We start from the raw sequence: 23,726 nt of genomic DNA on the forward strand, positions 1-23,726 counted from the left end.
TTATATTATTGCATTAAAAGTATTTTAGGAGGCTAGCTATGAAAGAGAAAAAGAAAATACTTGTTTGTGGTGGTACTGGGTGTTTATCTGCAAAGGGAGCAAAAATTGTAGAAAACTTGAGAAAATCAATAAAAGATCATGGATTAAAAGAGGAAGTAGAAGTTATTCAAACAGGATGCTTTGGTTTTTGTGAAAAGGGTCCTATAGTTAAGATAATTCCAGAGAATACATTTTATATTGAAGTAAAACCAGATGATGCAGAAAGAATAATAGTTGAGGATATAATTAGTGAAAAAAGAATAGTTGAATTGTTATATATCGATCCTAGAAATGGAGAGAGAGTTTTTGAAGGGGAAAATATGGAGTTCTACAAAAAGCAACTGAGAATTGCTTTAAAGAACTGTGGAAGTATTGATCCTGAATCATTAGAGCAATACATTGCAGCAGATGGATATGCCGCATTGAAAAAAGTGTTGACTACAATGACTCCAGAAAATGTAATAAAGATAATTAAAGATTCAGGTTTGAGAGGAAGAGGTGGAGGAGGATACTCTACTGGATTAAAATGGGAGTTTGCTTCTAAAAATATATCAGATCAAAAATATATAGTTTGTAATGCTGATGAGGGGGATCCAGGAGCTTTCATGGATAGATCTATTTTAGAGGGAGATCCACATAGTATAATAGAAGGAATGGCTATTGCAGGATATTCGATAGGTGCAACAAAAGGTCTTGTTTATATTAGAGCAGAATATCCATTAGCAATAGATAGGTTGAGAAAGGCAATTGACTCTGCAAGAAAAGAGAAAATATTAGGAGAAAAAATATTTGGAACAGATTTTGATTTTGATATTGAAATAAAATATGGTGCAGGAGCATTTGTTTGTGGAGAAGAAACAGCACTTATTCACTCTATGGAAGGTGAAAGAGGAGAACCTACAACAAAGCCACCATATCCAGCAGAATCAGGATATTGGGAGAAACCAACAATTGTTAATAATGTTGAAACACTAGCCAATATAACACAAATTATTTTGAAAGGGGTTGAATGGTTCAGAAGTATTGGAACAAAGAATTCACCTGGAACAAAAGTATTTGCTTTAGCAGGAAAAATAAATAATGTTGGATTAGTTGAAGTTCCTATGGGTATAACTTTAAGAGAGGTTATATTTGAAATTGGTGGAGGAATAAAAAATAATAAAAAATTTAAGGCTGTTCAGACTGGAGGACCTTCTGGAGGATGCTTAACAGAAAAGGATTTGGATACTCCGATAGATTTTGATACTTTATTAGCAAAAGGTTCTATGATGGGTTCAGGTGGAATGATTGTAATGGATGAAGACGACTGTATGGTTGGAGTTTCTAAGTTCTATCTCGAATTTACCGTAGATGAATCTTGTGGAAAATGTGCACCTTGTAGAATAGGCAATACAAGATTGTGGGAAATATTGGATAAGATAACGAAAGGAGAGGGAAGAGAGGAAGATTTAGAGCTATTAAAAGAGCTTTCTCAAACAATAAAAACTACATCTTTATGTGGATTAGGACAAACATCTCCAAATCCTGTATTATCAACTTTAAATCAATTTATGGATGAGTATTTAGAACATATTCATGAGAGAAAATGTAGAGCTGGTCAATGTCAAGCTTTAAGAAGATATCTTGTTAATGATAAATGTGTTGGATGTACGGCATGTGCAAGAGTTTGTCCGGTGGCTTGTATCGATGGGAAAGTAAAAGAGAGACATGTAATAGATCAAAGTAGATGTATAAAATGTGGAGCTTGTCATAGTGCTTGTAAATTTAATGCAATAGATGTAGCTTAGTGGAGGTAATTTATGAAAAATGTTATTGTTATAATAGATGGTAAAGAGGTAGAAGCTTTAGCAGGAACAACAATACTAGAAGCGGCAAAGAGTGCTGGAATAAAAATACCAAGCTTATGTTACATGAATATTCCAGAGATTGGATTTAAAAATGATTGTGCATCATGTAGAATATGTGTTGTTGAAGTAGTAGGAAGAAAAAATTTAGTGCCATCTTGCGCAACACCAATTTCACCAGGGATGATAATAAATACAAATACAATGGAAGTTTTGGAAAAAAGAAGAAATGTATTAGAGTTGATGTTATCAAATCATCCTACAGATTGCTTGATTTGTGCTAAAAACGGGAAGTGTGATTTGCAAACTTTAGCAATGGAGTTTGGAATTAGAGATATAAGATTTAAAGGGAAAATATTTGAATATAGAAGAGAAGTTTCACCTTCAATCGTAAGAGATTTAGATAAATGCATAATGTGTAGAAGATGTGAAAATATGTGTAACAATATTCAGCAATGCCAAGTATTATCTGCAGTGAATAGAGGTTTTAAATCGGTTGTTTCTACAGCTTTTGAATCAGATTTAGATAAAACGAACTGCACATTCTGTGGACAGTGTGTAGCGGTGTGTCCTGTAGGAGCTCTTTACGAGAAAGATTACACTTGGGGACTAATAAAAGATATTGCTAACCCAAGAAAAAGAGTTACAGTTCAAGTAGCTCCAGCTGTGAGGGTAGCAATAGGTGAAGAGTTTGGATATGAACCTGGAACTGATGTAACTGGAAAATTAGTTACAGCTTTAAAGAAATTGGGATTTGATGATGTGTTTGATACTAACTATGCAGCAGATTTAACAATAATGGAAGAGGCTGCTGAATTTAAATTGAGATTAGAAAAATACTTAAATGGAGATAAAGGTGTAAAGTTACCGATACTAACATCTTGCTGCCCTGCATGGGTTAATTTTATAGAGTATCATTACCCAGACATGTTAGATATTCCATCATCTGCAAAATCTCCACAACAGATGTTTGGTGCTGTATTGAAAAATATTTGGGGGCCAGCAAGAGGAATAAAAAGAGATGAAATAATAAATGTTTCGATAATGCCATGTTTAGCTAAAAAATATGAAGCTTCAAGAGAGGAGTTTTCAACCGATGGAGTTCCAGATGTAGATTATTCTATTTCAACAAGAGAGTTGGCTCACTTATTAAAACAGTCAAATATAGATTTAAAAAAATTAGATGATTCAGAATTCGATAATCCTTTAGGATATTCAACGGGAGCGGCAGTTATATTTGGAAGAACAGGTGGAGTTATAGAAGCTGCAACTAGAACTTTATATGAGTGGATGACAAATGAAACTTTAGAAGAGGTTAATTTTGAATCTATGAGAGGAATGGAAGGAATAAAAATAAGTGAGGTAAAAGTTGGAGATACAGTTGTAAGAATAGCTATAGCAAATGGATTATCTTCGGCGAGAGAGATCTTAAATAAAGTTAAATCAGGAGAAGAGTTTTTCCATGCAATAGAGATTATGGCTTGTAAAGGTGGATGTGTTGGAGGAGGAGGACAACCGTATCACCATGGAGATTTTGAAAAGGTAATAAAAAGAGCTGCTGGACTGCAAAATATTGACAACGGAAAAATGTTTAGAAAATCACATGAAAATCCATATATTCAGTCTCTATATGAAAAATATTTAGAACATCCATTAAGTTCAGAGGCACATAGAATACTACATACAAAGTATTACGCTAAAAAAAATTAAAATTAAATAACTATATTAGAAAAAAATAACAGTAGTACCGAACTACTGTTATTTTTTGTTGTCTTTAACTCTTTACAAAGGAATGACAATGTAATATAATCTAGGGAAGAATATCAAAAAATAGATAACCTACGGGAGGACAAATGATAAAAGAAACTAGATTGGTAGAGAATTTTTTAGATATGGTAAAAATCTCATCTCCTTCGAAAAATGAAAGAGCTATGGGAGACTATCTAATTAAACTACTAGAAGAGTTAGGATTAGAAGTAAAAGAGGATAATGCTGGAGAGATAAACGGTGGAAACTGTGGGAATATAATTGGAGTTTTAAAGTCTCCAGGAAAGAAGAGATTTTTATTTAGTGCACACATGGATACAGTAGTTCCTTGTGAAAAAATAACTCCAATAGTGGAGAACGGAATTATAAAATCAGATGGAACATCTATATTAGGTGGAGATGATAAAGGTGGAATTGCAGCTATAATAGAGATGTTAAGAGTAATAAAAGATAATAATTTAGAGCATCCTGAAATAGTAGTAGTATTTTCAATGGCAGAAGAGATTGGATTATTAGGATCAAAAGCTTTTGATATTGAAAGCTACGGTGTAGATTTTGGATTTATATTGGATTCAAGTGGAAAGCCTGGAAAAATAATAACAAAAGCTCCATCAGCAGCAAGAGGAATCATAACTATTATAGGAAAACCAGCTCATGCGGGAATATCACCTGAAAGTGGAATTAATGCATTGACAGTAGCAGCACACGCAATCACAAAAATAAAGCTAGGAAGAATAGATCTAGAAACAACTTCAAATATTGGGGTAGTGAAGGGTGGTCAAGCAACAAATATTGTTATGCCATCTGTAGAGTTAGATTATGAAGCTAGAAGTTTATCTAATGAAAAGCTAGAGGCATTATTAAAAGAAACATTTGATATATTCGAAGATGTTTGTAAAGAGTTTGGAGCTAAAATAGAGAATACAGTAAAAGTAGAATACCCAGGGTTTGTATTAGAGGATAACGCTGAAGTAGTAGAGATTGTAAAAAATGCTTGTGAAAGAATAGGAATACAAGGCGAAACAGTTTCTTCTGGTGGTGGAAGTGATACAAACATTTATAATAGTAAAGGAGTTCCAAGTGTAAACTTAGCAGTAGGAATGTCAAAAGTACATACTTTAGAGGAGTATATTGAAATAAAAGATCTAGTAGATTTGTCAAAAATATTAGTTGAAATTATAAAAGGATAGAGATGAAAACAGGAAAGAAGAAAAATGGAGTTTTAAATATAATATATTTACTTATAATCATAATGGTTATAGTTTTCTTTGCAAAAGATGTTTTTATGTATACTATGACAGAGGTTGAAGAATTTTTATTACCATTTCAATCTCGTATCTACTTTTTAGGAAAAACAGCTAAAGAAAGTACTGAAAGTGTTATAAACTATAAAGAGTTAGTTTCTGAGAATAGTAAGTTGAAACATACAATAGCTGAGAAATCACTAGTTGAAGAAAAAAATCAAAGATTGTTAGAAGAGAATACAAGATTAAGAGATCTTCTAGAGATGAAGGAACACTTTAAATTTAAGTTTAAAGTTGGAAAGATAAGTTTTCAACAAACGAGAGAGATGTATGAGAGTTTTGCGATAAATATCGGAGAAGCAGATGGAATAGAAAAAAATATGCCAGTTTTATTTAAAGAAACTTTGATAGGACGTGTAGAGAAAGTATTTAAAAATTATTCAATCGTACAAATGATAACTTTCCAAGATTCAATAGTTAGTGCAAATGCTGCAGAGGATACAATTGGAATAGTTAAAGGAAATAGAAGTGATCAATTAATTTTTGAACCAGTTTCATTCCATGAGGCACAGTTAAAAGTAGGAGATAAGGTTTCAACATCAGGAATTAGTGATGTTTATCCAAAAGGGTTATCAATAGGAGAGATTCAAGAAATTAAACCCAAGTATGATAAAAATGTAGAGTATATAGTGAAGTTACCATTTAATATAACGGATATGAACGAAATAATAGTTCTTACAGAGGTGGATAGATAATGAAGAAATTATTTATGTTTTTTGTTATAGGAGTATCTATTTTTGCATCAAATAATAGAATTTCAGATATAAAAGATATTTATTCAAATGTAAAAGAGACAGTTTATTTAAATGGAGATGAAAGAAAAAAAGAGTATAGTATAGAGTATATATCTCCAGATTATCTTAGAAAAGAGGTAATACTTCCTAATGTGAATAAAGGAGAGATTTTTCAATATGAAAATGGAGAATCTCTTGTCTATATACCATTATTCAATGAGGTTTCTAAAAATAAAAGTGAAGATGTGAGTAATTTTTTATCAATTATTAAAGATTTGAAAAAAAAGGATCAAAATGATAAAAGTTTTAGTGAAAATTATTATTTAGAAAAAGTAAAAGAGATAAAATATAAAGATTCTTATACGATAAGAGTAAAAGAATATAAAAAAATAAATGGATATCTATTACCAATAAAAATGGAGATATTTGAAAGTGGTAATAAGGTAGCAGAGTTATATCTGCAGGATACAAAAGTTAATAGTGACCTTAAAAGAAAGGAACTAAAAAAATGAAATTTATAAAAACTAAAGGATTGATAGTAAAGAAAGTAGACTTTGGAGAAGGTGATAGAATTATAACAGTTTTTTCAGAAAATTTTGGAAAGATTGATCTTTTAGTTAAAGGAATTAGAAAAAGTAAAAAAAGAGACCAGAGTTCGGTAGATTTATTAACTCTATCAAATTTTACATTTTACAAAAAAGGTGATAATTTTATACTGAATACAATTGACCCTATAGAATTTTTTTATGATTTAAAAAAGGATATAGAAAAATTAGAAATTTCATCTTATATTCTCTCTATAATAAATGAAATAATCTTGCCAGGAGAGAGAAAAAAAGAGTTTTTTCAAAGATTAGAAAAGGCTTTGTATTTTATCGTAAAAAATAATAACTACACTAATTTTTTACTGATTCTAAAAATGATGAATTGGATTATAAAAAATGAAGGTTATAGAATAGATATATCAGGTCAAAAATATTTTAATATTTCTGAATCGGTAATAACAGACTCTGGAAACGATAAAGTTATTCCTTTAAAGAAAGAGTTATTTGAAGTGTTGTCAAATATAGAGAAAGCGGTATCAATTTCAGAGGAAAATGTAGATTTAAATACTTTAATTGATGCAATTATTCTTTATGAAAAATATATAAACTATCATTTAGATACGAAACTAAATCTAAAGAAACATTTATTTGGAGGTTACTCATGTTAAACATAGTTAAAATAACTGACTATATGTCAGAGGAACTTATATCACTTGATCTAAAAGCTAAAAGTAAAGATGAAGCACTAAAGGAGTTATCTACTTTAATTGGAAAATCCAATAAAATAGAAAAAAAAGATGTTATATACAAAGCTCTTTTAGAAAGAGAGAATTTGGGAAGCACAGGAATAGGGAAAGGGGTAGCAATTCCCCATGCTAAGACTGATGCAGCGGAGAGTTTAACAATAGCTTTTGGAATAAGTAGAGAGGGAGTAGATTTTAAATCTTTAGATCAAGAGAAAGTAAAAATATTTTTTGTATTTGCATCACCGTTTAAAGATAGTCAAATTTATTTAAAAGTACTGGCAAGAATTTCAAGATTAATAAGAGATGAAAATTTTAGAGAAAAGCTTTTAAATTGTGGAAATGCAAAAGATGTATTAGAGTGTATAGACAAAGAGGAAGCTTTATAGGGAGAGAGTATGAGATGTCCATTTTGTAATAGCGAAGACACAAAAGTAATAGATAGTAGAGCATTTTCTGAGAATAATTCGATAAAAAGAAGAAGAGGATGTAATAGTTGTGAGAAGAGATTTACTACCTATGAACGAATCGAAGAAAATCCAATTTATGTAGTAAAAAAGAATAAAAGTAGAGAAAAATTTAATAAAGAAAAACTATTAAGAGGATTAGAAAGAGCAACTAATAAAAGAAATATAAGTAGAGATGACTTAGAAAAATTTATTGCGGATGTGGAAAAGGTAATACAAAACACTTTAAAAAATGAAATAACTACACAGGAGTTAGGGGAACTTGTACTAGAAAAATTAAAAGAGTTAGATGAAGTTGCATATGTTAGGTTTGCGTCTGTATATAAAGAATTCGATGATATAAAATCTTTTATTGATACCGTTGAGGATATAAAAAAGGATAAAAAAATATGAAGATCTTAATTATAAACGGACCAAATTTGAATTTTTTGGGAAAAAGAGAACCAGAGATATATGGAAATAAGACTTTAGATATGATAAATAATGAGATTGAGGTATTAGGAAAAAATCTTGGGTTGGAATTAACATTCTATCAATCGAATCACGAGGGTTGTATAATAGATAAAATACAAGACTCATATGAAAAGATTGATTATTTAATAATAAATCCAGGAGCATTTACACATTACAGTATAGGAATAAGGGATGCGATTTTGTCAACTAATCTGAAAACGATAGAGGTTCATTTATCTAATGTTTACTCTAGGGAGGAATTTAGACATAAATCTGTGATATCGGATATATGTATAGGAAAAATTACTGGATTCGGTTCTGAAGGGTATAAAATGGCTCTTCAATACTTAAGTAGTTTAAAAAAATAGGAGGCAAAATGAGAATTTTATTTATGGGAACACCGGAATTTGCGGTTCCATCATTAGATACATTAAGAAAAAAGCATGAAATAGTAGGAATATTTACAAAGGTGGATAAACCGAATACAAGAGGAAAAAAAATAAAATATACACCGGTTAAAGAGTATGGATTACAAAACGAGATACCAGTTTATCAACCAAACTCGTTAAGAACAGATGAAACATTTGAATTAATAAAAGAGTTAAATCCAGATTTAATAGTCGTAGTAGCTTATGGAAAAATTATTCCAAATAATATAATTGATTTCCCAAAATATGGGATAATAAATGTTCATTCATCTTTACTTCCAAAATTTAGAGGAGCAGCACCTATAAATGCAGCGATAATAGCTGGAGAAAAAGAGAGTGGAGTAACAATTATGGATATAGCAGAAGAACTTGATGCTGGAGATATAATATTAAAAGGAGTTACTCCAATATATGAGGAGGATACATTCTTAACTTTACATGATAGATTAAAAGCTATTGGTGCTGAAAAGTTGAATGAAGCTGTAGATCAAATTGAGAATGGTACAGCTCAAAGAGAGATTCAAAATCATTCAGCAGCAACATTTGTAAAACCATATAAAAAAACAGATTGTATAATTGATTGGAATAAAACAGAGGAAGAGATTTTTAATTTTGTAAGAGGAATGAATCCGTTCCCAACAGCATTTACGTCTCATAATGAGAAAGTATTAAAAGTTTATGCTGTAGAAAAATTTAATAGAGTTTACAATGGGGAAAACGGAGAGATAGTAGATTCTATAAAAGGAAGAGGATTTGTTGTAAAAGTAGGAAACGGAAGCGTAATTTTAACAGATATCAAACCTGAAAATAAAAAAAATATTTCAGGAAAAGATAGTATTAATGGAAATTTATTTGAAATAGGTGAAATTCTAAAATAAAATTAATCGGGGGGAGATGTAAGATAATGAAAGCTTCAGAAAGAAAAGAAAAGATTTCAAGAAAAACGATAGAAAGATTAACTATGTATTTAAAATGTTTAGAAAAATTTTCACCAGAGGATTATATATCATCTGAGGAGATGGGAGTTTTATTGGGAGTAACAGCAGCACAAATAAGAAAAGATTTTTCTAACTTTATAATGGACATAGAGTCATGTATAGGAATAAGGGGTAAAGGGTATAACGTAAAATGTCTTTACGAAATGATTGAAAATATATTGGGAATAAATAAACAAAATAATGTAATAATTGTTGGAGCAGGAAAGCTTGGAAATGCTATATTGTTAGAGGGAGAAATAGAAAAGCCTAGATTTAATATTGTTGGTATTTTTGATATAACTAAGAGTAGAATTGGAAAAGAATATAGAGGAATTAAAATAAGTAGTGTGAGTGATATTCCTAAAATAGCTTCTGAAAAGAAGATTGATATGGCTATTATAACAGAGAATAAATCAATTGCTCAGCAAGTTACTGATATAGTTACTCAATCAGGAATAAAAGCAATTTTAAATATGACATCTTTAGAAATTAAAGTTCCAAAAGATGTTGTAATCGAGCATATAGATTTGAATAGAAAACTTCAAGAATTAAATTACTGGAAAGAAAAGGTGGAGTAGTAATGAAAATTTTAGATGGTAAATACGTATCTCAAAAAGTTAGAGATTCTATAAAAAATGAGATAGTTGAGATAAAAGAGAGAATGGGAAAGGTTCCAGGTTTAGCAGTGATTCAAGCTGGAGATAATTTAGCATCTAAAATTTATGTTAATTCTAAAATAAAGCAATGTGCTGAAGTAGGAATAGAGTCAAAAAACTTTATTTTACCAGCAGATGTAAGTGAAGATGAGCTTTTAAGCAAAATAGATGAACTAAATAAAGATGATGCAATAGATGGTATACTGGTTCAATTGCCGTTACCAGATCATATAGATACACCAAAGGTTATTGAAGCGATAGATATAACAAAGGATGTTGATGGCTTTAAACCTGAAAATTTAGGAAAGGTTGTTTTAGGAGATGAAACGGCTTTAATTTCTTGTACACCAGCAGGAATACTTAGATTATTTGAGGAGTATAAGCTGGCTTTAGAGGGGAAAGATGTTGTTGTTATAGGTAGAAGTAATATAGTAGGAAAGCCAATGACAGCACTTTTAATAAATGAAGGGGCAACAGTGACTGTTTGTAACAGTAAAACGAAAAATCTTTCAGAAAAAACTAAAAATGCAGATGTTGTAATAGTGGCTATAGGAAAAGCCAATTTCTTAAAAGGAGATATGGTAAAAGACGGAGCTATTATAATAGATGTTGGAATTAACAGAGATGAAAATAATAAAATCTGTGGAGATGTAGATTTTGAATCTGTAAAAGAAAAAGTATCGTATATAACTCCTGTTCCAGGCGGAGTAGGACCAATGACAATTGCGATGCTACTTAATAACACATTAAAAGCATTTAAAATCGGAAAAAAAATATAGGGGAGAGTTTAAAATGGAGAAAAAAGAGTTTTACATTGTTGATAAAAGAATATTACCGAATTCAATACAAAGCGTGATTAAAGTAAATGAAATTGTTCAAGCAGAAAGAATTTCTAAATATGAGGCTATAAAAAGAGTAGGAATAAGTAGAAGTACTTATTATAAGTATAAAGATTATATAAAACCATTCTTTGAAGGTGGAAAAGAAAAGGTATTTAGTATTTATTTATCTTTAGAGGATAGACCAGGAATTTTAGCAAGAGTTTTAGACATTATAGCAGGAGAACAAATGAATATTTTGACAATTGTACAAAATATAGCTATTGATGGAATAAGTAGAGTAACTATATCGATTCAAACAACAGAAAATTTACTTAGAAAAATTGAAGAGATGTTAGAAAAAATAAGTTCATTAGATTCAGTAAAAGAGTTAAGAGTTATTGGAAGCAACTAAGGAGGAGTAATGAAGTTAGATTTAGAAAGCATAAAAAAATTAGCTAAAAGTATAGAGGAGCACAACCTTTCTGAAATTAGTGTAGAAGTAAATGGAACAAAGCTTACAATGAAAAAAGAGGAACCGAAAGAAGAGATCGCAGCATCAACAGTAAAATATGTTGAGCAAGCAGTTTCTACATCAAATGAAGTTTCGAGTGTAGAAAAATTAGAAACTTTTGAGATAGTAGAGGATGGAATAGAAGTAATATCTCCAATGGTGGGAACATATTATTCAGCACCTTCACCAGAATCAGAGGATTTTGTGAAAATAGGGGATAGAATAGAAGTAGGAGATACTGTATGTATTGTTGAAGCTATGAAAATGATGAATGAAGTTAAATCAACAGTAGCAGGAACAGTTGTTGCATTAAAATCAGAAAATGGAAAAGCTGTTAAAAAAGGAGATGTATTATTTTTAGTAAAATAGAGGAAAGCGAATAGCTTTCCTTTTTCTTCTTTGAAAGCACAGCGTGTTGTTTTTTATAGAGAATTATGGTAGAATATATAAGTATTCAATTTAAAAAAATAAGGAAGGTGTATTGTAAAGTTGGACACGTATCGTGATATTATTATATTATTTGTATTAATTTTACTATCTGGTTTTTTCTCAGCCTCAGAAACAGCGTTAACTTCTTTTAAAACAACAGATTTAGAAGATGTAGAGAAATCGAATAAAAAGACAGCACATTTATTAAAAAAATGGTTAAAAAGTCCAAATGAGATTTTAACAGGAATGCTATTAGGGAATAACATAGTAAATATTTTAGGTTCATCTATAGCCACTGCATTAGCAATTAATATAATGGGAAATTCTCCTAGAAGTTTAGCTATTGTAACAGGAGTAATGACTGTTCTAATACTTATATTTGGAGAAATAACGCCTAAAATTATGGCGAAAAATAATGCTAGATATTTTTCAAAAGTTGTAATAGCACCAATATATTATTTTGGTGTGTTAATGAAACCTTTAGTAAAAATATTGATGTGGACTTCAATTCTAATTGGAAGAATTTTAGGTGTTGAAGTAAAAACTGAAAGCATTATGTTTACAGAGGAAGATTTAATATCTTTCGTGAATGTTGGAGAAGCTGAAGGAATTATTGAAGAGGAAGAGAAAGAGATGATTCATTCTATCGTTGGATTAGGTGAAACTAATGCAAAAGAGATAATGACTCCGAGAACTTCGATGTTTGCAGTAGAGGGGAATAAGACATTAGATGATATTTGGGATGAGATGATCGAAGCCGGATTTTCAAGAATTCCAGTTTATGAAGAAACAATCGATAACATAATAGGAGTTTTATATACAAAAGACGTATTAAACTATTTAAAAGCAAATAGTACTAATACTCAGGTAAAAGAATTAGTAAGGGAAGCTTATTATGTTCCTGAAACTAAATCAATAATTGAGATTCTTCAAGAATTTAAGAGTAAAAAAGTTCATATTGCATTGGTTTTAGATGAGTATGGAGGAATTGGTGGAGTTTTAACAATAGAAGATCTATTAGAAGAGATTGTCGGAGAGATTCGTGATGAGTTTGATCATGAAGAGGAAGAGACGATAAAAGAGATTGATGAAAATAGATATGAAGTAGATGCAATGTTAGATATAGAAACAATTAATAAAAATTTAGCGATAGAACTTCCAATATCTGAAGATTACGAGAGTTTAGGTGGATTACTTATGTCTGAACTTGGGAAAATACCATCGATTGGTGATATTGTTGAGTTTGAAGATGTAAAATTAGTTGTTATTCAAGTCGAAAAGATGAGAGTATCTAAGGTAGAGATACAAAGAGGGGAATAATAATGAAGAGAATAAAAGCCAGTTTTTATAGCGGATTGATTGCGATATTACCAATAGTTATCACGGTTTATATATTTAACTGGATATTTCAATTATTCTTAGGATTATTACAAGATTCATTTGTAACGGTAGCAATAAGAAGTCTAGTAATACACGCAGGTTTAGGAAAAGAACAAGATTTGCATTTGTATACTCAAATCTTAATAAATGTATTATCTTTTATAACAGTTATTTTAACATTAATAATAATTGGAACTGCTATGAGAGTATTTTTATTCAAAAAAATTGGTACATTTTTAAATAATCTATTAGCTAGAATTCCGCTATTTAGTCAGATTTACAGTACAATAACACAAATAATATCACTATTTGCTTCTGATAGACAGAAGTCTTATCAGAAAGTGGTTATGTTTGAGTATCCTAGAAAAGGGATTTATAGTATAGGGTTTATGACTGCAAGTAGTAATCATTTAGCTGAAGAAGTAACTGAAGAAGAGATGTGTAATGTGTTTTTACCAACTTCTCCTAATCCAACATCAGGAATGTTTATAATATTAAGAAAATCTGAAGTGAAAATTTTAGATATAAAAGTAGATGATGCGATAAAACTTATAATTTCAGGAGGAGTAATATTACCACCAAATAATAAAAAGGAGAACTAGATGTACAAATATCTTTTTTTAGTTTTTATATTCATTGGGTGTAGCAATAGAAAATTAGTAGAAAATACAACGAACTCTGGAACAAAAGATGAAAAATATTTAATGCTCAAAGGAGCAAATTTATATTCATTAGGAAAAAAAAGTGAAGCTTTATCAACTTATGAAGAAATCTTAAAAATAAATAGTAGAAACTCAGAAGCATTGAGAGAGAAAGCAATTATAGAGGGTCAATTTGGAAATAAAAATCAAGCTGAAAAAGATTTGATTGAAGCATTGAAATTAAATCCAAAGGACAATTTAACTTTGAAAAATTTGGGATATTTAAATTTTGAAAAAAAGAATTATAAAAAAAGTCTAGAATATTTAAGTAAGGTTTCTTTAGATTTTAAAGAGGAGCAAGATTATTTTATATTAGGATATATAGAGTTTATAAACGGAAATTTTTTAAATTCTTTAAAATATTATGAATATATTGAGGATGAAGAGATTTTTAATAATAGTTTATTTTTCGATTCGTATTTAAATAATCTCAAAAAAATAGAAATTTTTGATAACGATATATTTTTTAAGATAGAGAATAGAGTAAAAAATAATAAAAATAACACTATAAAATTGTCTGATTTCTATAGTGTATCTTTGAAAAATGATGAATTGTCAGAAAGAGTTCTTAAAAATTATCTAACTTATAATAAAATAGATAGAGATATAGTTAATAAATTAATAAAATTATACTATAAAAATGGAGATAAAGAAAAAGTAAAAAAGGCTTTAAATTTAATTGACAATTGATATAGATAATTATATAGATATAAATTTTTAAAAGAGTAATATTTAGGAGGATTTAAATGGATTTAAAAAAATATGTAGCATTAGTTGAGGATTATCCAAAACCAGGAATAAAATTTAGAGATATCACTCCTCTAATGGGAAATGGTGAAGCTTATAAATTTGCAACAGATAAAGTTGTAGAGTTCGCAAAAGATCATAATATAGATTTAGTTGTAGGACCAGAAGCAAGAGGATTTATATTTGGATGTCCAGTATCATATGCTTTAGGTGTAGGATTTGCTCCAGTTAGAAAGCCAGGAAAGTTACCAAGAGAAGTTATTGAATATGCTTATGATTTAGAGTATGGTTCAAATGTTTTATGTATGCATAAAGATTCAGTAAAGCCAGGGCAAAGAGTATTAATCGTTGATGATTTATTAGCAACTGGTGGAACAATAGAAGCTACAGTTAAGTTAATTGAAGAATTAGGTGGAGTAGTTGCAGGATTAGCATTCTTAATTGAACTAGAAGACTTAAAAGGTAAAGAAAAATTAGAAGGATATCCAGTATTAACTTTAATGAAGTATTAATAACTTTTGAGGCGGCACAAAGTTGTGTCGCCTTATTTGTATAATCTTATTAGAAAGAGGTGTATTATGAAATATTGGCAAGAGATAGAAAGTGAAATAGATAAGCATAATTTAAAAGTAGACAGAGAGAAGATCAAAATGGCTTTCTTTTTTGCAGAGGAATGCCATATAGGACAATACAGAAAATCAGGTGACAGCTATATAATACATCCTGTAGAAGTAACAAAAATATTAATAGATATGAAAATGGATACAGAGGGAATAATAGCAGGAATACTTCATGATATAGTAGAGGATACTCTAATAACGATAGCAGATATAAAATATAATTTTGGTGATGAAGTAGCCCACCTTGTAGACGGAGTTACAAAATTAGACCACTTACCAAATGGAACTAAGAAGCAGGATGAAAATATAAGAAAGATGATAATCGCTATGGCCAAAGATGTTAGAGTTATTATTATCAAATTAGCAGATAGACTTCATAATATGAGAACGTTGAAGTTTATGCCACCAGAAAAACAAAAAAGAATAGCTCATGAAACATTATCGATATATGCTCCTCTAGCTCATAGACTAGGAATAGCAAAGATAAAGTGGGAGTTAGAAGATATGTCATTATATTATTTAGAACCTGAAAAATATAAGGATATAAAAGCTTTGATTGATGAGAAAAAGGATGAGAGAAAAAAATATTTAGAAGAGATGGTAAATAATATAACTCGTCTTTTAAATGAAGTTCAAATTTATGGTAAAGTTAGAGGAAGATTCAAACATTTTTATAGTATATATAAAAAAATGTTTGAAAAAGGAAAAGACTTTGATGGAATATATGATTTAATAGGTATAAGAATAATTTTAGATACTGAAGCAGAGTGTTACAACACTTTAGGAGTAATTCATAGTAATTACAGACCTGTTCCAGGAAGATTTAAAGATTATATAGCAGTTCCAAAATCTAATAATTATCAATCTATTCATACAACTATAGTAGGTCCTTTAGGAAAATTTGTAGAGATTCAAATTAGAACTGAAGATATGGATAGAGTTGCAGAAGAGGGAGTTGCAGCTCATTGGAGTTATAAAGAAAATAAAAAAATAAGCAAAAAAGATCAGGTATATGGTTGGTTAAGAAATATAGTTGAGCTAAATCAAGGAGCTGAAAATACAGAGGAATTTATAAGAGAAGTTACAGGAGATATTGTAAAAGAAACAGTATTTGTATTTTCTCCAAAAGGGGATGTTGTAGAATTGGCTCAAGGTGCAACACCTATAGATTTTGCTTTTAATATTCATACAGAGATTGGTATAAAGTGTATCGGAGCAAAAGTTAATGGAAGAATTGTTCCGCTAGATTATAAATTAAATAATGGTGATAGAGTTGAGGTTATCACTTCTAAGACGGCAAAAGGACCAGGAAATGATTGGTTAGATATTGTTGCGACTCAAAGTGCAAAGAGTAAAATAAAAAAGTGGTTAAAAGATCAAAAGTTAGATGAAAATATTAAGATCGGAAAAGAGTTAATAGAAAAAGAGTTGACTAAACTTGGAATCTCTCTAAAAGAGTTTGAAGAGGGTGCTGTTTTAAAGAAGCATTTAGAAAAACATAACATGCCAACATTAAATGACTTTTACTTCCATATGGGAGAAACTAAAAGCAAAGTTGATGTTATTATAGCTAAATTAAGATTAGAGCAAGAGAAACATAAAGCTTACGAAGAGACGACAGTAGAAGATTTCATAAAAGAACCGACTAAGAAAAAATCAGCAAAAAAAGATGATCAAGGAATAGTTATTGATGGAACAGAAAATACATTAATAAGATTTGCGAGATGCTGTACACCGTTACCAGGGGATAATATAGGTGGATATGTCACAAAGTTAACAGGAATAGCAATCCATAGAAAGGATTGTCCAAATTATATCTCAATGGTAAATCATGATCCGGCAAGAGTTATTGATGTTCATTGGGATGAAAAGCTCTTAGAAACACCATCTAAAAAAAGTAAGTATACTTTTGTGTTTACGATTAGAGCTTTTGATAGACAGAGTATTTTAATGGATGTAGTGACAACAATTTCGAATCACAAAATAAATGTTTTATCACTAAATTCTCATAATATAAAAAAGGGATTAGATACAATTGCTATTATTAAAGCAACAGTTGAGTTAAATAACAAAGATGAATATAAACAGTTAGTTAATCATCTTTTAAAAATAAAAGATGTTATATCAGTAGATAGATAGGAGAAAAAAGAATGAGTAGAAAGTTACCAGTAACGTATGAGTTATACGATAAGGATGGAAAGGCAAGAATAGGGAAAATCACGACTCCACATGGAGAGATAGAAACACCTGTATTTATGCCAGTTGGAACTCAAGCAACAGTAAAGGGAATGACTCCAGAAGAGTTAGAAGAGATGGGTTCTGAAATAATATTAGGAAATACATACCATTTATATTTAAGACCAAGTGATGAGCTTGTGGCTAAATTTGGTGGATTACACAAATTTATGAATTGGAATAAACCAATTTTAACAGACAGTGGAGGATTCCAAGTATTTAGTTTAGGAGATTTAAGACAAATTAAAGAAGAGGGAGTATACTTCAGATCTCATTTAGATGGATCAAAGCACTTCATCTCTCCAGAAAAGTCAATCAATATTCAAAATAACTTAGGTTCAGATATAGTTATGTTATTTGATGAGTGTCCTCCAGGAATGTCTTCAAAAGAGTATTTAATTCCTTCGATTGAGAGAACAACTAGATGGGCTAAAAGATGTGTTGAAGCACATAAAAGGCCAGATGAGCAAGGATTATTTGCTATAGTACAAGGTGGAGTATACGAAGATTTAAGAGACAAAAGTTTATCTGAATTAAGTGAAATGGATGAACACTTCTCTGGATATGCAGTTGGAGGATTAGCTGTAGGAGAACCAAGAGAAGATATGTATAGAATTTTAGATTATATTGTTGAGAGATTACCTGAAGATAAACCAAGATATTTAATGGGTGTAGGAGAGCCTTTAGATATGCTAGAAGCAGTTGCATCAGGAATAGATATGATGGATTGTGTTCAACCTTCTAGAATTGGAAGACATGGAACAGTATTTACAAAATATGGTAGATTAGTTATAAAAAATGCTTCATATTCAGAGGATACTAGACCTTTAGATGATGGATGTGATTGTTATGTATGTAGAAACTATACAAGAGGATACATCAGACATCTATTTAAAGCACAAGAAATTTTAGGTGGAAGATTAGCAACATATCACAATCTATATTTCCTATTAAAATTAATGAAAGATTCGAGAGCGGCAATAAAAGATAAAAGGTTTAATGAATTCAAAGCTGAATTTGAAGCTAATTACACAATTGGAAAAAATAGTGAATGGATTAAACCTCAAAAGTTTGATAAATAAAAAATGGGTCTTTGGACCCATTTTTTTTGTAAATAATTAGATATTTTCTTTAGTAAATTTTAATTTGAATTCATGCTCTGATCTAACAAAAAGCATTTCATCTCCATTTGAATCTAAAACTTTTTCAGAAAAAACTCTATAAAGATACATATTTTGACCATCTTGTTCATTCGTACAATTCATAATATTGTAGTTTAAAACTTCATAAAGTTTTCCGTTTTTATTATTTTTCCAAAGCTCTTTATTCATAACACTCCTTCAAGCGGTTATTTCACCACATAGATCAGTTTCCATATATAATTTTATATCCTCAGTAGAAAGATTTTTTCCTAGAAGATACATAAGTTTTGTTATAGCAGCTTCAGGAGTCATATCTCCGCCACTGATAACACCAATTCTTTTTAAGGCACTACTAGCTTCATAAAGGCCCATTTTAACAGCACCTGTTGCACATTGACTTATATTTACAACAACAACACCAGAGTCTATAATAGCCTCTAAAGCAGTTATAAACGATTCAGATGTTGGAGCATTTCCATTTCCATAAGTTTTTAATATTATTCCTTTTATTTCTGAGTGAGCTTCTACAAGAGTTTTAATATAAAGAGGGTTCATTCCAGGGAATATTTCAACTATAAGAACATTACTATTTATAGAGGGATCAATATAAAACTCTTTTTTAGGCATATCTAAAACTCTTTTATCAGTAACTTTTATTTCACACCCAATCTCTCCTAAAGGTCTATAGTTAGGTGAAGCAAATCCAAAATAATTAGTGGCATCAATTTTTCTAGCACGATTTCCTCTTAAAAGTTCATCTCTAAAACAGATAGTTACTTCTGGAATACTTTTAACACCATATATTCTATTTCCAGCTATCTGAATAGAAGTTATTAAATTTTGAAGAGCATCACTTCTAGGTGTAACTAGTGGCACTTGAGACCCAGTAAGTACAACAGGTTTATCAAGATTTTTAAGCATAAATGATAAAGCTGAAGCTGTGAATGCCATAGTATCAGTTCCATGTAAAATGACAAATCCTCTATAAGAATAGTAGTTCTGTTCAATAATTTTTACGATATCGATCCAAATTTCAGGATTCATATCTGAAGAATCAATTAAATTTGGAATCTGACAGTAATCAGCTGGAAATTTTTCTAATAAAGGATGGTTTTTAGCAACTTCAAACCAATTTTTTGCAGGTCTTAAAGGGCTGTTAGGATTATTTTCCTCACTATTAACCATACCAATGGTACCCCCAGTGTTTATAATAAGAATTTTTTCTAACATTGTACTCCTCCTAAACGTAATCCCCTAGTTACCTAGGGGATTACAGTTTTTATTAGATATCTTTTAAGAATATATTTTGATTTCTATCTGGACCAACTGAAACAACAGTTATTTGACATCCTAAGAACTCCTCAACTCTAGCAAGGTATTTTTTACAGTTTTCAGGTAACTCATCATAGTTTTTCATGTTAGAGATATCCTCTGTCCATCCTGGTAACTCTTCATAGATTGGTTTAGCATAAGCTAACTTTTCAGTAGCTGCAGGAACAGTTGAGTAAACTTTCCCATCTATTTCGTATCCAGTACAGATTTTTAAAGTATCTAATCCACTTAAAACGTCGATTTTAGTGATAACAACATCTGTTAATCCGTTGATATCTACAGCGTATTTACCAACAACAAGATCTAACCATCCACATCTTCTAGGTCTTCCAGTAGTAGCACCGAACTCTCCACCGATTTGTCTGATTTTTTCTCCTAATTCGTTATTTAACTCAGTAACGAAAGGTCCTTCTCCAACTCTAGTTGTATAAGCTTTCATAACTCCGATTATTCTATCGATTTTCTTAGGTGAAACTCCAACTCCAGTAGTAACTCCTCCACTTGTAGGTGATGAAGATGTAACGTATGGGTATGTTCCATAGTTAATATCTAGCATCATAGCTTGAGCTCCTTCAAATAAAACGAATTTATCGTCATCTAAAGCTTTGTTAATTTCAGGAGTAGCATCAATGATTCTATGCTTTAATCTTTCAGTATATCCTTTGTACTCTTCGAAGATTTCATTGAAATCCATAATAGGTGCATCGTATATTTTAGTGAATAACTCATTTTTCTCTTCTAAGTTCATTTTTAATTTCTTAGCGAATAACTCCATATCTAATAAATCAACAGCTCTGATTCCAACTCTTGAGAATTTATCTGAGTAACAAGGTCCGATTCCTCTTTTAGTAGTTCCAATTTTGTTATCTCCACTTCTCTCTTCTTTTAATATATCAAGTTGAATGTGGTAAGGCATAATTAAATGAGCTCTATCACTTATGAATAGGTGATCTACTTTAGCTCCTTTAGCTTCTAATGTATCTAACTCTTTTAAAAGCACTTTTGGATCAACAACAACTCCTGGTCCAATGATACATTTTCCTTGTCCGTGTAACATACCTGATGGTAATAGGTGAAGTATAAACTTCTCTCCATTTACAACAACTGTATGTCCAGCATTGTTTCCACCTTGGAATCTAACAACATAGTCAGCTCTATCTCCAAGAACATCGATTATTTTACCTTTTCCTTCGTCTCCCCATTGAGTTCCAACTACAACATATCCTGCCATTTAAATACCTCCATGTATTATTTCGTTATTTGATTTTTTTTATTTCAATATAGTTGATATTTTTGTTATGTTTACATACAAATAAATCTTCAAATTCTGTTCTGATATTATCAGCAGCCTTAGGACTATTGTGTAAATCAGCTGTATGATATACAACTTCGTACTTTTCTAAATCTTTAGCAAATTCTAAAACGTCAGCGTAATATTGATCGTGATCTGTTTTAAAGAATAAAGTTCCCTCAACTTTCATAATCACATCAAGAAGTTCAAATAGTTTAGGTTGAAGAATTCTGTTTTTTTCATTTCCTTCCCAAGGATCTGGGAAATTGATATATAAACCTTCAATCTCTCCTTTACCAATAAACTTTGTAATGTCTTCACCACGTCTTCTCAAGAAAACAACATTATTAAGATCTCTTTTAACAGCTTTAGTAGCAGATAAAACTAATCTTTTAAATCTTATTTCAAGAGCTAAGTGGTTTCTCTCAGGATATTTAGCAGCCATTCCAACAGCAAAATTTCCACTTCCAGATCCAATTTCTAGATATACAGGATTATTGTTTCCAAAAGCTTTTTGGTTCCAATGGTCTCTGTAAGAATCCATAATTTCACTATCATAGATAATGTGATTAGGGTATTCTACTAACTTAACCATATAAGGGTTATAGTTAATTCTTGGATTTGTGAAGAAGTGTCTCCATAGAGTATCTTCTAATCTTTCTTTCATTCTTCCTCCATAAATTTAATCGTTTTTTCAGCAGCATTTTTATTACTTTTGAAAAACTCTTTTATTTTATCCTCAGAAACAGGATTTGTTTCTAAGAGATTAATAGCATTTAAAAACTCCTCTTTATTATGTATTTTATGACCAATGCCAAGAGTTAAGATATCTCTTGAGATATCTTTTACATTTTGGAGATAAGGTCCAAAAATAGGTGTTTTACCATAGAAAAGAGGTTCTAGTAAACTGTGGCCACCTATATCAACTAATGTTCCACCAACAAATACAATATCAGCGATAGAATAGAATTTTCTTAAAACTCCCATTTTATCAACGACCAATACTTGGAACTCTTCTGTGCAATGATTGTTTTCTAAATCAGTCAATTTTTTATAGTTTAAATTTGAATTTTTTAGAAGAGATTCAATTTCTGAAACTCTTTCTAAATGTCTAGGAACAATGACTAGCAAAGTATTGCTCAACTCTTTATAGATATCTATAAGAATCGAATCTTCACCCTGTCGAGTACTTCCTGCAACGAAAATTTTTCTACAGTTGCTTTTTAACAATTTTTTTAATATCATTTTCTCATTTAAATTAAACTCTTCAAAAGAGATATCAAATTTTAGATTCCCTGAAACCGAAACTTTTGATGAATTCGCTCCAAGAGCAATTATTCTATTTCGATCTTCTTCTGATTGCATAAGAAAACCATCTATTTTAGATAATAAAGATTTTAGAATCCATTTAACTTTACAGTATCTAGGAAAACTTTTATTAGAAATTCTTCCATTAACAATATAAACTTTAGACATTTTATGACCAAGAGTTATTAGGTTAGGCCAAATCTCAGTTTCAATTAGAATTACTCGAGATATTTTTATATAATTAAATATTTTTTTTAGTATAAACATATCATCTAAAGGAAACTTTAATATAGATATTTTATCATCTTTTGAGTATTTATTTAAAGCAGTTTCATAGCCTGTATCAGTAAAAACAGTAATTAAAATATTCTCTTGAAAATTTTCTTTGAGTTTTTTTATAAGAGCGTCCGAAAGATTTATCTCACCTACAGAGGAACAGTGTAACCAAGTATACTCTTCTCCTTTTTTCAGTATTGATAAATCTTGAAATAATCTCGAGAAAACAAATTTCATTTTTTTAGGTTTAAAAAGTAAAAAAATAAAGAGGAAAGGATATAAAAATCCTCTCAACAGATTATAAAGCATTATTATCCTCCAATTTTGATTTGGATTAAATTAGCTATAGCAGCTACGCTTTCCTCTATGTTCATGAAGCTTGTATCAACTTCAATAGCGTCGTCGGCTTTTTTTAGAGGACTCTCTTTTCTTGTTGAGTCTGTATGATCTCTTTCTAAAATATCTTTCAAAACAGTCTCAAAATCTTCTATAATTCCTTTTGAAGCATAGTCTTTAACTCTTCTTTTAGCTCTTTCTTCAGCAGAAGCTATTAGAAATACTTTTAGATCAGCATTTGGAAATACAACAGTCCCAATATCTCTACCATCCAAGATAACTTTTTTACCATTACTAATCTCTCTTTGTAAATCAACTAACTTTGTCCTAACAGCTTTGATAGCTGAAACAGGAGAAACTATTTTAGTAACCTCAGGAGTTCTGATTTTAAGAGAAACATCTTCATTATTTAATATAAATTTATCTTCAATAATATCAACTTTTATATTATCTAAAATACTTTCAACAGCACTTGGATTATGGAAGTCAATATTATTCTCAAGAATATAAAGAGCTACCATTCTGTACATTGCTCCAGTATCAAGGTATGTTAAACCAAAATTTTTAGCAATTACTTTAGCGATAGTACTTTTCCCACTTCCAGCAGGACCATCTAATGCAATGATATAATTTTTCATAA

26 protein-coding genes are annotated in these 23,726 nt (G+C 30.1%); 20 read left to right on the plus strand and 6 right to left on the minus strand.

Annotated features, from left to right (window positions below):
* Nucleotides 1-38: 38 nt before the first annotated feature.
* The 20 genes from L992_RS01965 (at nucleotide 39) to tgt (ending at nucleotide 18,483) form a co-directional block, all read left to right on the plus strand.
* Complete coding sequence (locus L992_RS01965) at nucleotides 39-1,826, plus strand: NADH-quinone oxidoreductase subunit NuoF (protein ID WP_047380588.1); 1,788 nt, start codon at nucleotides 39-41, stop codon at nucleotides 1,824-1,826.
* Between the two features lie 12 nt (nucleotides 1,827-1,838).
* A complete protein-coding gene (locus L992_RS01970) occupies nucleotides 1,839-3,593 on the plus strand; it encodes an NADH-dependent [FeFe] hydrogenase, group A6 (RefSeq protein ID WP_047380586.1) in 1,755 nt (584 codons plus the stop codon).
* A gap of 143 nt (nucleotides 3,594-3,736) precedes the next feature.
* The gene (locus L992_RS01975; protein ID WP_047380585.1) at nucleotides 3,737-4,840 is read left to right on the plus strand and encodes a M20/M25/M40 family metallo-hydrolase; all 1,104 of its coding nucleotides are present in this window, start codon (nucleotides 3,737-3,739) and stop codon (nucleotides 4,838-4,840) included.
* 2 nt (nucleotides 4,841-4,842) lie between these two features.
* Nucleotides 4,843-5,649: a rod shape-determining protein MreC gene (gene mreC, locus L992_RS01980; RefSeq protein WP_047380584.1), complete on the plus strand. Its 807-nt coding sequence runs from the start codon at nucleotides 4,843-4,845 to the stop codon at nucleotides 5,647-5,649.
* Nucleotides 5,649-6,200, plus strand: a complete 552-nt coding sequence (locus L992_RS01985) for a hypothetical protein (protein WP_047380582.1) — start codon at nucleotides 5,649-5,651, stop codon at nucleotides 6,198-6,200. The genes mreC and L992_RS01985 overlap by 1 nt, the downstream gene beginning before the upstream one ends.
* Entirely contained in the window at nucleotides 6,197-6,901 is a 705-nt protein-coding gene (recO, locus tag L992_RS01990; protein WP_047380581.1) for a DNA repair protein RecO, read from the plus strand. The genes L992_RS01985 and recO overlap by 4 nt, the downstream gene beginning before the upstream one ends.
* Nucleotides 6,895-7,365, plus strand: a complete 471-nt coding sequence (locus tag L992_RS01995; RefSeq protein WP_047380580.1) for a PTS sugar transporter subunit IIA — start codon at nucleotides 6,895-6,897, stop codon at nucleotides 7,363-7,365. Before recO ends, L992_RS01995 begins: the two co-directional genes overlap by 7 nt.
* A gap of 9 nt (nucleotides 7,366-7,374) precedes the next feature.
* Complete coding sequence (gene nrdR / locus L992_RS02000; protein ID WP_047380578.1) at nucleotides 7,375-7,836, plus strand: transcriptional regulator NrdR; 462 nt, start codon at nucleotides 7,375-7,377, stop codon at nucleotides 7,834-7,836.
* Nucleotides 7,833-8,264 carry a type II 3-dehydroquinate dehydratase gene (aroQ, locus tag L992_RS02005; protein WP_047380576.1) on the plus strand — a complete coding sequence of 144 codons (432 nt, stop codon included), beginning with the start codon at nucleotides 7,833-7,835 and terminating at the stop codon, nucleotides 8,262-8,264. Before nrdR ends, aroQ begins: the two co-directional genes overlap by 4 nt.
* Before the next feature lie 8 nt (nucleotides 8,265-8,272).
* Nucleotides 8,273-9,202, plus strand: coding sequence for a methionyl-tRNA formyltransferase (gene fmt / locus L992_RS02010; protein WP_047394113.1), 930 nt, complete (start codon nucleotides 8,273-8,275; stop codon nucleotides 9,200-9,202).
* Nucleotides 9,203-9,228: 26 nt separating this feature from the next.
* Nucleotides 9,229-9,879, plus strand: coding sequence for a redox-sensing transcriptional repressor Rex (locus L992_RS02015; RefSeq protein WP_047380572.1), 651 nt, complete (start codon nucleotides 9,229-9,231; stop codon nucleotides 9,877-9,879).
* A gap of 2 nt (nucleotides 9,880-9,881) precedes the next feature.
* A complete protein-coding gene (gene folD, locus L992_RS02020) occupies nucleotides 9,882-10,736 on the plus strand; it encodes a bifunctional methylenetetrahydrofolate dehydrogenase/methenyltetrahydrofolate cyclohydrolase FolD (RefSeq protein ID WP_047380571.1) in 855 nt (284 codons plus the stop codon).
* Between the two features lie 13 nt (nucleotides 10,737-10,749).
* Nucleotides 10,750-11,190: an ACT domain-containing protein gene (locus L992_RS02025; RefSeq protein ID WP_047380569.1), complete on the plus strand. Its 441-nt coding sequence runs from the start codon at nucleotides 10,750-10,752 to the stop codon at nucleotides 11,188-11,190.
* A 9-nt stretch (nucleotides 11,191-11,199) separates the two neighbouring features.
* Nucleotides 11,200-11,658 carry an acetyl-CoA carboxylase biotin carboxyl carrier protein gene (gene accB, locus L992_RS02030; protein WP_047394115.1) on the plus strand — a complete coding sequence of 153 codons (459 nt, stop codon included), beginning with the start codon at nucleotides 11,200-11,202 and terminating at the stop codon, nucleotides 11,656-11,658.
* 120 nt (nucleotides 11,659-11,778) lie between these two features.
* Nucleotides 11,779-13,038, plus strand: coding sequence for a hemolysin family protein (locus L992_RS02035; RefSeq protein WP_047380565.1), 1,260 nt, complete (start codon nucleotides 11,779-11,781; stop codon nucleotides 13,036-13,038).
* A gap of 2 nt (nucleotides 13,039-13,040) precedes the next feature.
* Entirely contained in the window at nucleotides 13,041-13,700 is a 660-nt protein-coding gene (locus L992_RS02040) for a DUF502 domain-containing protein (protein ID WP_231549748.1), read from the plus strand.
* Complete coding sequence (locus L992_RS02045; RefSeq protein ID WP_047394117.1) at nucleotides 13,701-14,489, plus strand: tetratricopeptide repeat protein; 789 nt, start codon at nucleotides 13,701-13,703, stop codon at nucleotides 14,487-14,489.
* A 56-nt stretch (nucleotides 14,490-14,545) separates the two neighbouring features.
* A complete protein-coding gene (locus L992_RS02050; protein WP_047380560.1) occupies nucleotides 14,546-15,058 on the plus strand; it encodes an adenine phosphoribosyltransferase in 513 nt (170 codons plus the stop codon).
* Between the two features lie 66 nt (nucleotides 15,059-15,124).
* Entirely contained in the window at nucleotides 15,125-17,305 is a 2,181-nt protein-coding gene (locus tag L992_RS02055) for a bifunctional (p)ppGpp synthetase/guanosine-3',5'-bis(diphosphate) 3'-pyrophosphohydrolase (RefSeq protein WP_047380558.1), read from the plus strand.
* 11 nt (nucleotides 17,306-17,316) lie between these two features.
* Nucleotides 17,317-18,483, plus strand: a complete 1,167-nt coding sequence (tgt, locus tag L992_RS02060; RefSeq protein WP_052193876.1) for a tRNA guanosine(34) transglycosylase Tgt — start codon at nucleotides 17,317-17,319, stop codon at nucleotides 18,481-18,483.
* Between the two features lie 36 nt (nucleotides 18,484-18,519).
* Here tgt and L992_RS02065 read toward each other — a convergent pair whose 3' ends face one another.
* The 6 genes from L992_RS02065 to cmk all read right to left on the minus strand — a co-directional run bounded on the left by L992_RS02065 (nucleotide 18,520) and on the right by cmk (nucleotide 23,724).
* Nucleotides 18,520-18,732, minus strand: coding sequence for a hypothetical protein (locus L992_RS02065; RefSeq protein WP_047394118.1), 213 nt, complete (start codon nucleotides 18,730-18,732; stop codon nucleotides 18,520-18,522).
* Nucleotides 18,733-18,741: 9 nt separating this feature from the next.
* Complete coding sequence (locus L992_RS02070) at nucleotides 18,742-19,773, minus strand: asparaginase (RefSeq protein WP_047380556.1); 1,032 nt, start codon at nucleotides 19,771-19,773, stop codon at nucleotides 18,742-18,744.
* 52 nt (nucleotides 19,774-19,825) lie between these two features.
* Nucleotides 19,826-21,106, minus strand: a complete 1,281-nt coding sequence (locus tag L992_RS02075; protein WP_047380555.1) for an adenylosuccinate synthase — start codon at nucleotides 21,104-21,106, stop codon at nucleotides 19,826-19,828.
* A 25-nt stretch (nucleotides 21,107-21,131) separates the two neighbouring features.
* The gene (gene trmB / locus L992_RS02080; protein ID WP_047380554.1) at nucleotides 21,132-21,833 is read right to left on the minus strand and encodes a tRNA (guanosine(46)-N7)-methyltransferase TrmB; all 702 of its coding nucleotides are present in this window, start codon (nucleotides 21,831-21,833) and stop codon (nucleotides 21,132-21,134) included.
* A complete protein-coding gene (locus L992_RS02085) occupies nucleotides 21,830-22,987 on the minus strand; it encodes a 3-deoxy-D-manno-octulosonic acid transferase (protein ID WP_231549749.1) in 1,158 nt (385 codons plus the stop codon). Before L992_RS02085 ends, trmB begins: the two co-directional genes overlap by 4 nt.
* Before the next feature lie 74 nt (nucleotides 22,988-23,061).
* Nucleotides 23,062-23,724: a (d)CMP kinase gene (gene cmk, locus L992_RS02090; protein WP_047394123.1), complete on the minus strand. Its 663-nt coding sequence runs from the start codon at nucleotides 23,722-23,724 to the stop codon at nucleotides 23,062-23,064.
* Nucleotides 23,725-23,726: the final 2 nt, after the last annotated feature.

The sequence above is a fragment of the Cetobacterium sp. ZOR0034 genome (assembly GCF_000799075.1).
GTDB lineage: Bacteria > Fusobacteriota > Fusobacteriia > Fusobacteriales > Fusobacteriaceae > Cetobacterium_A.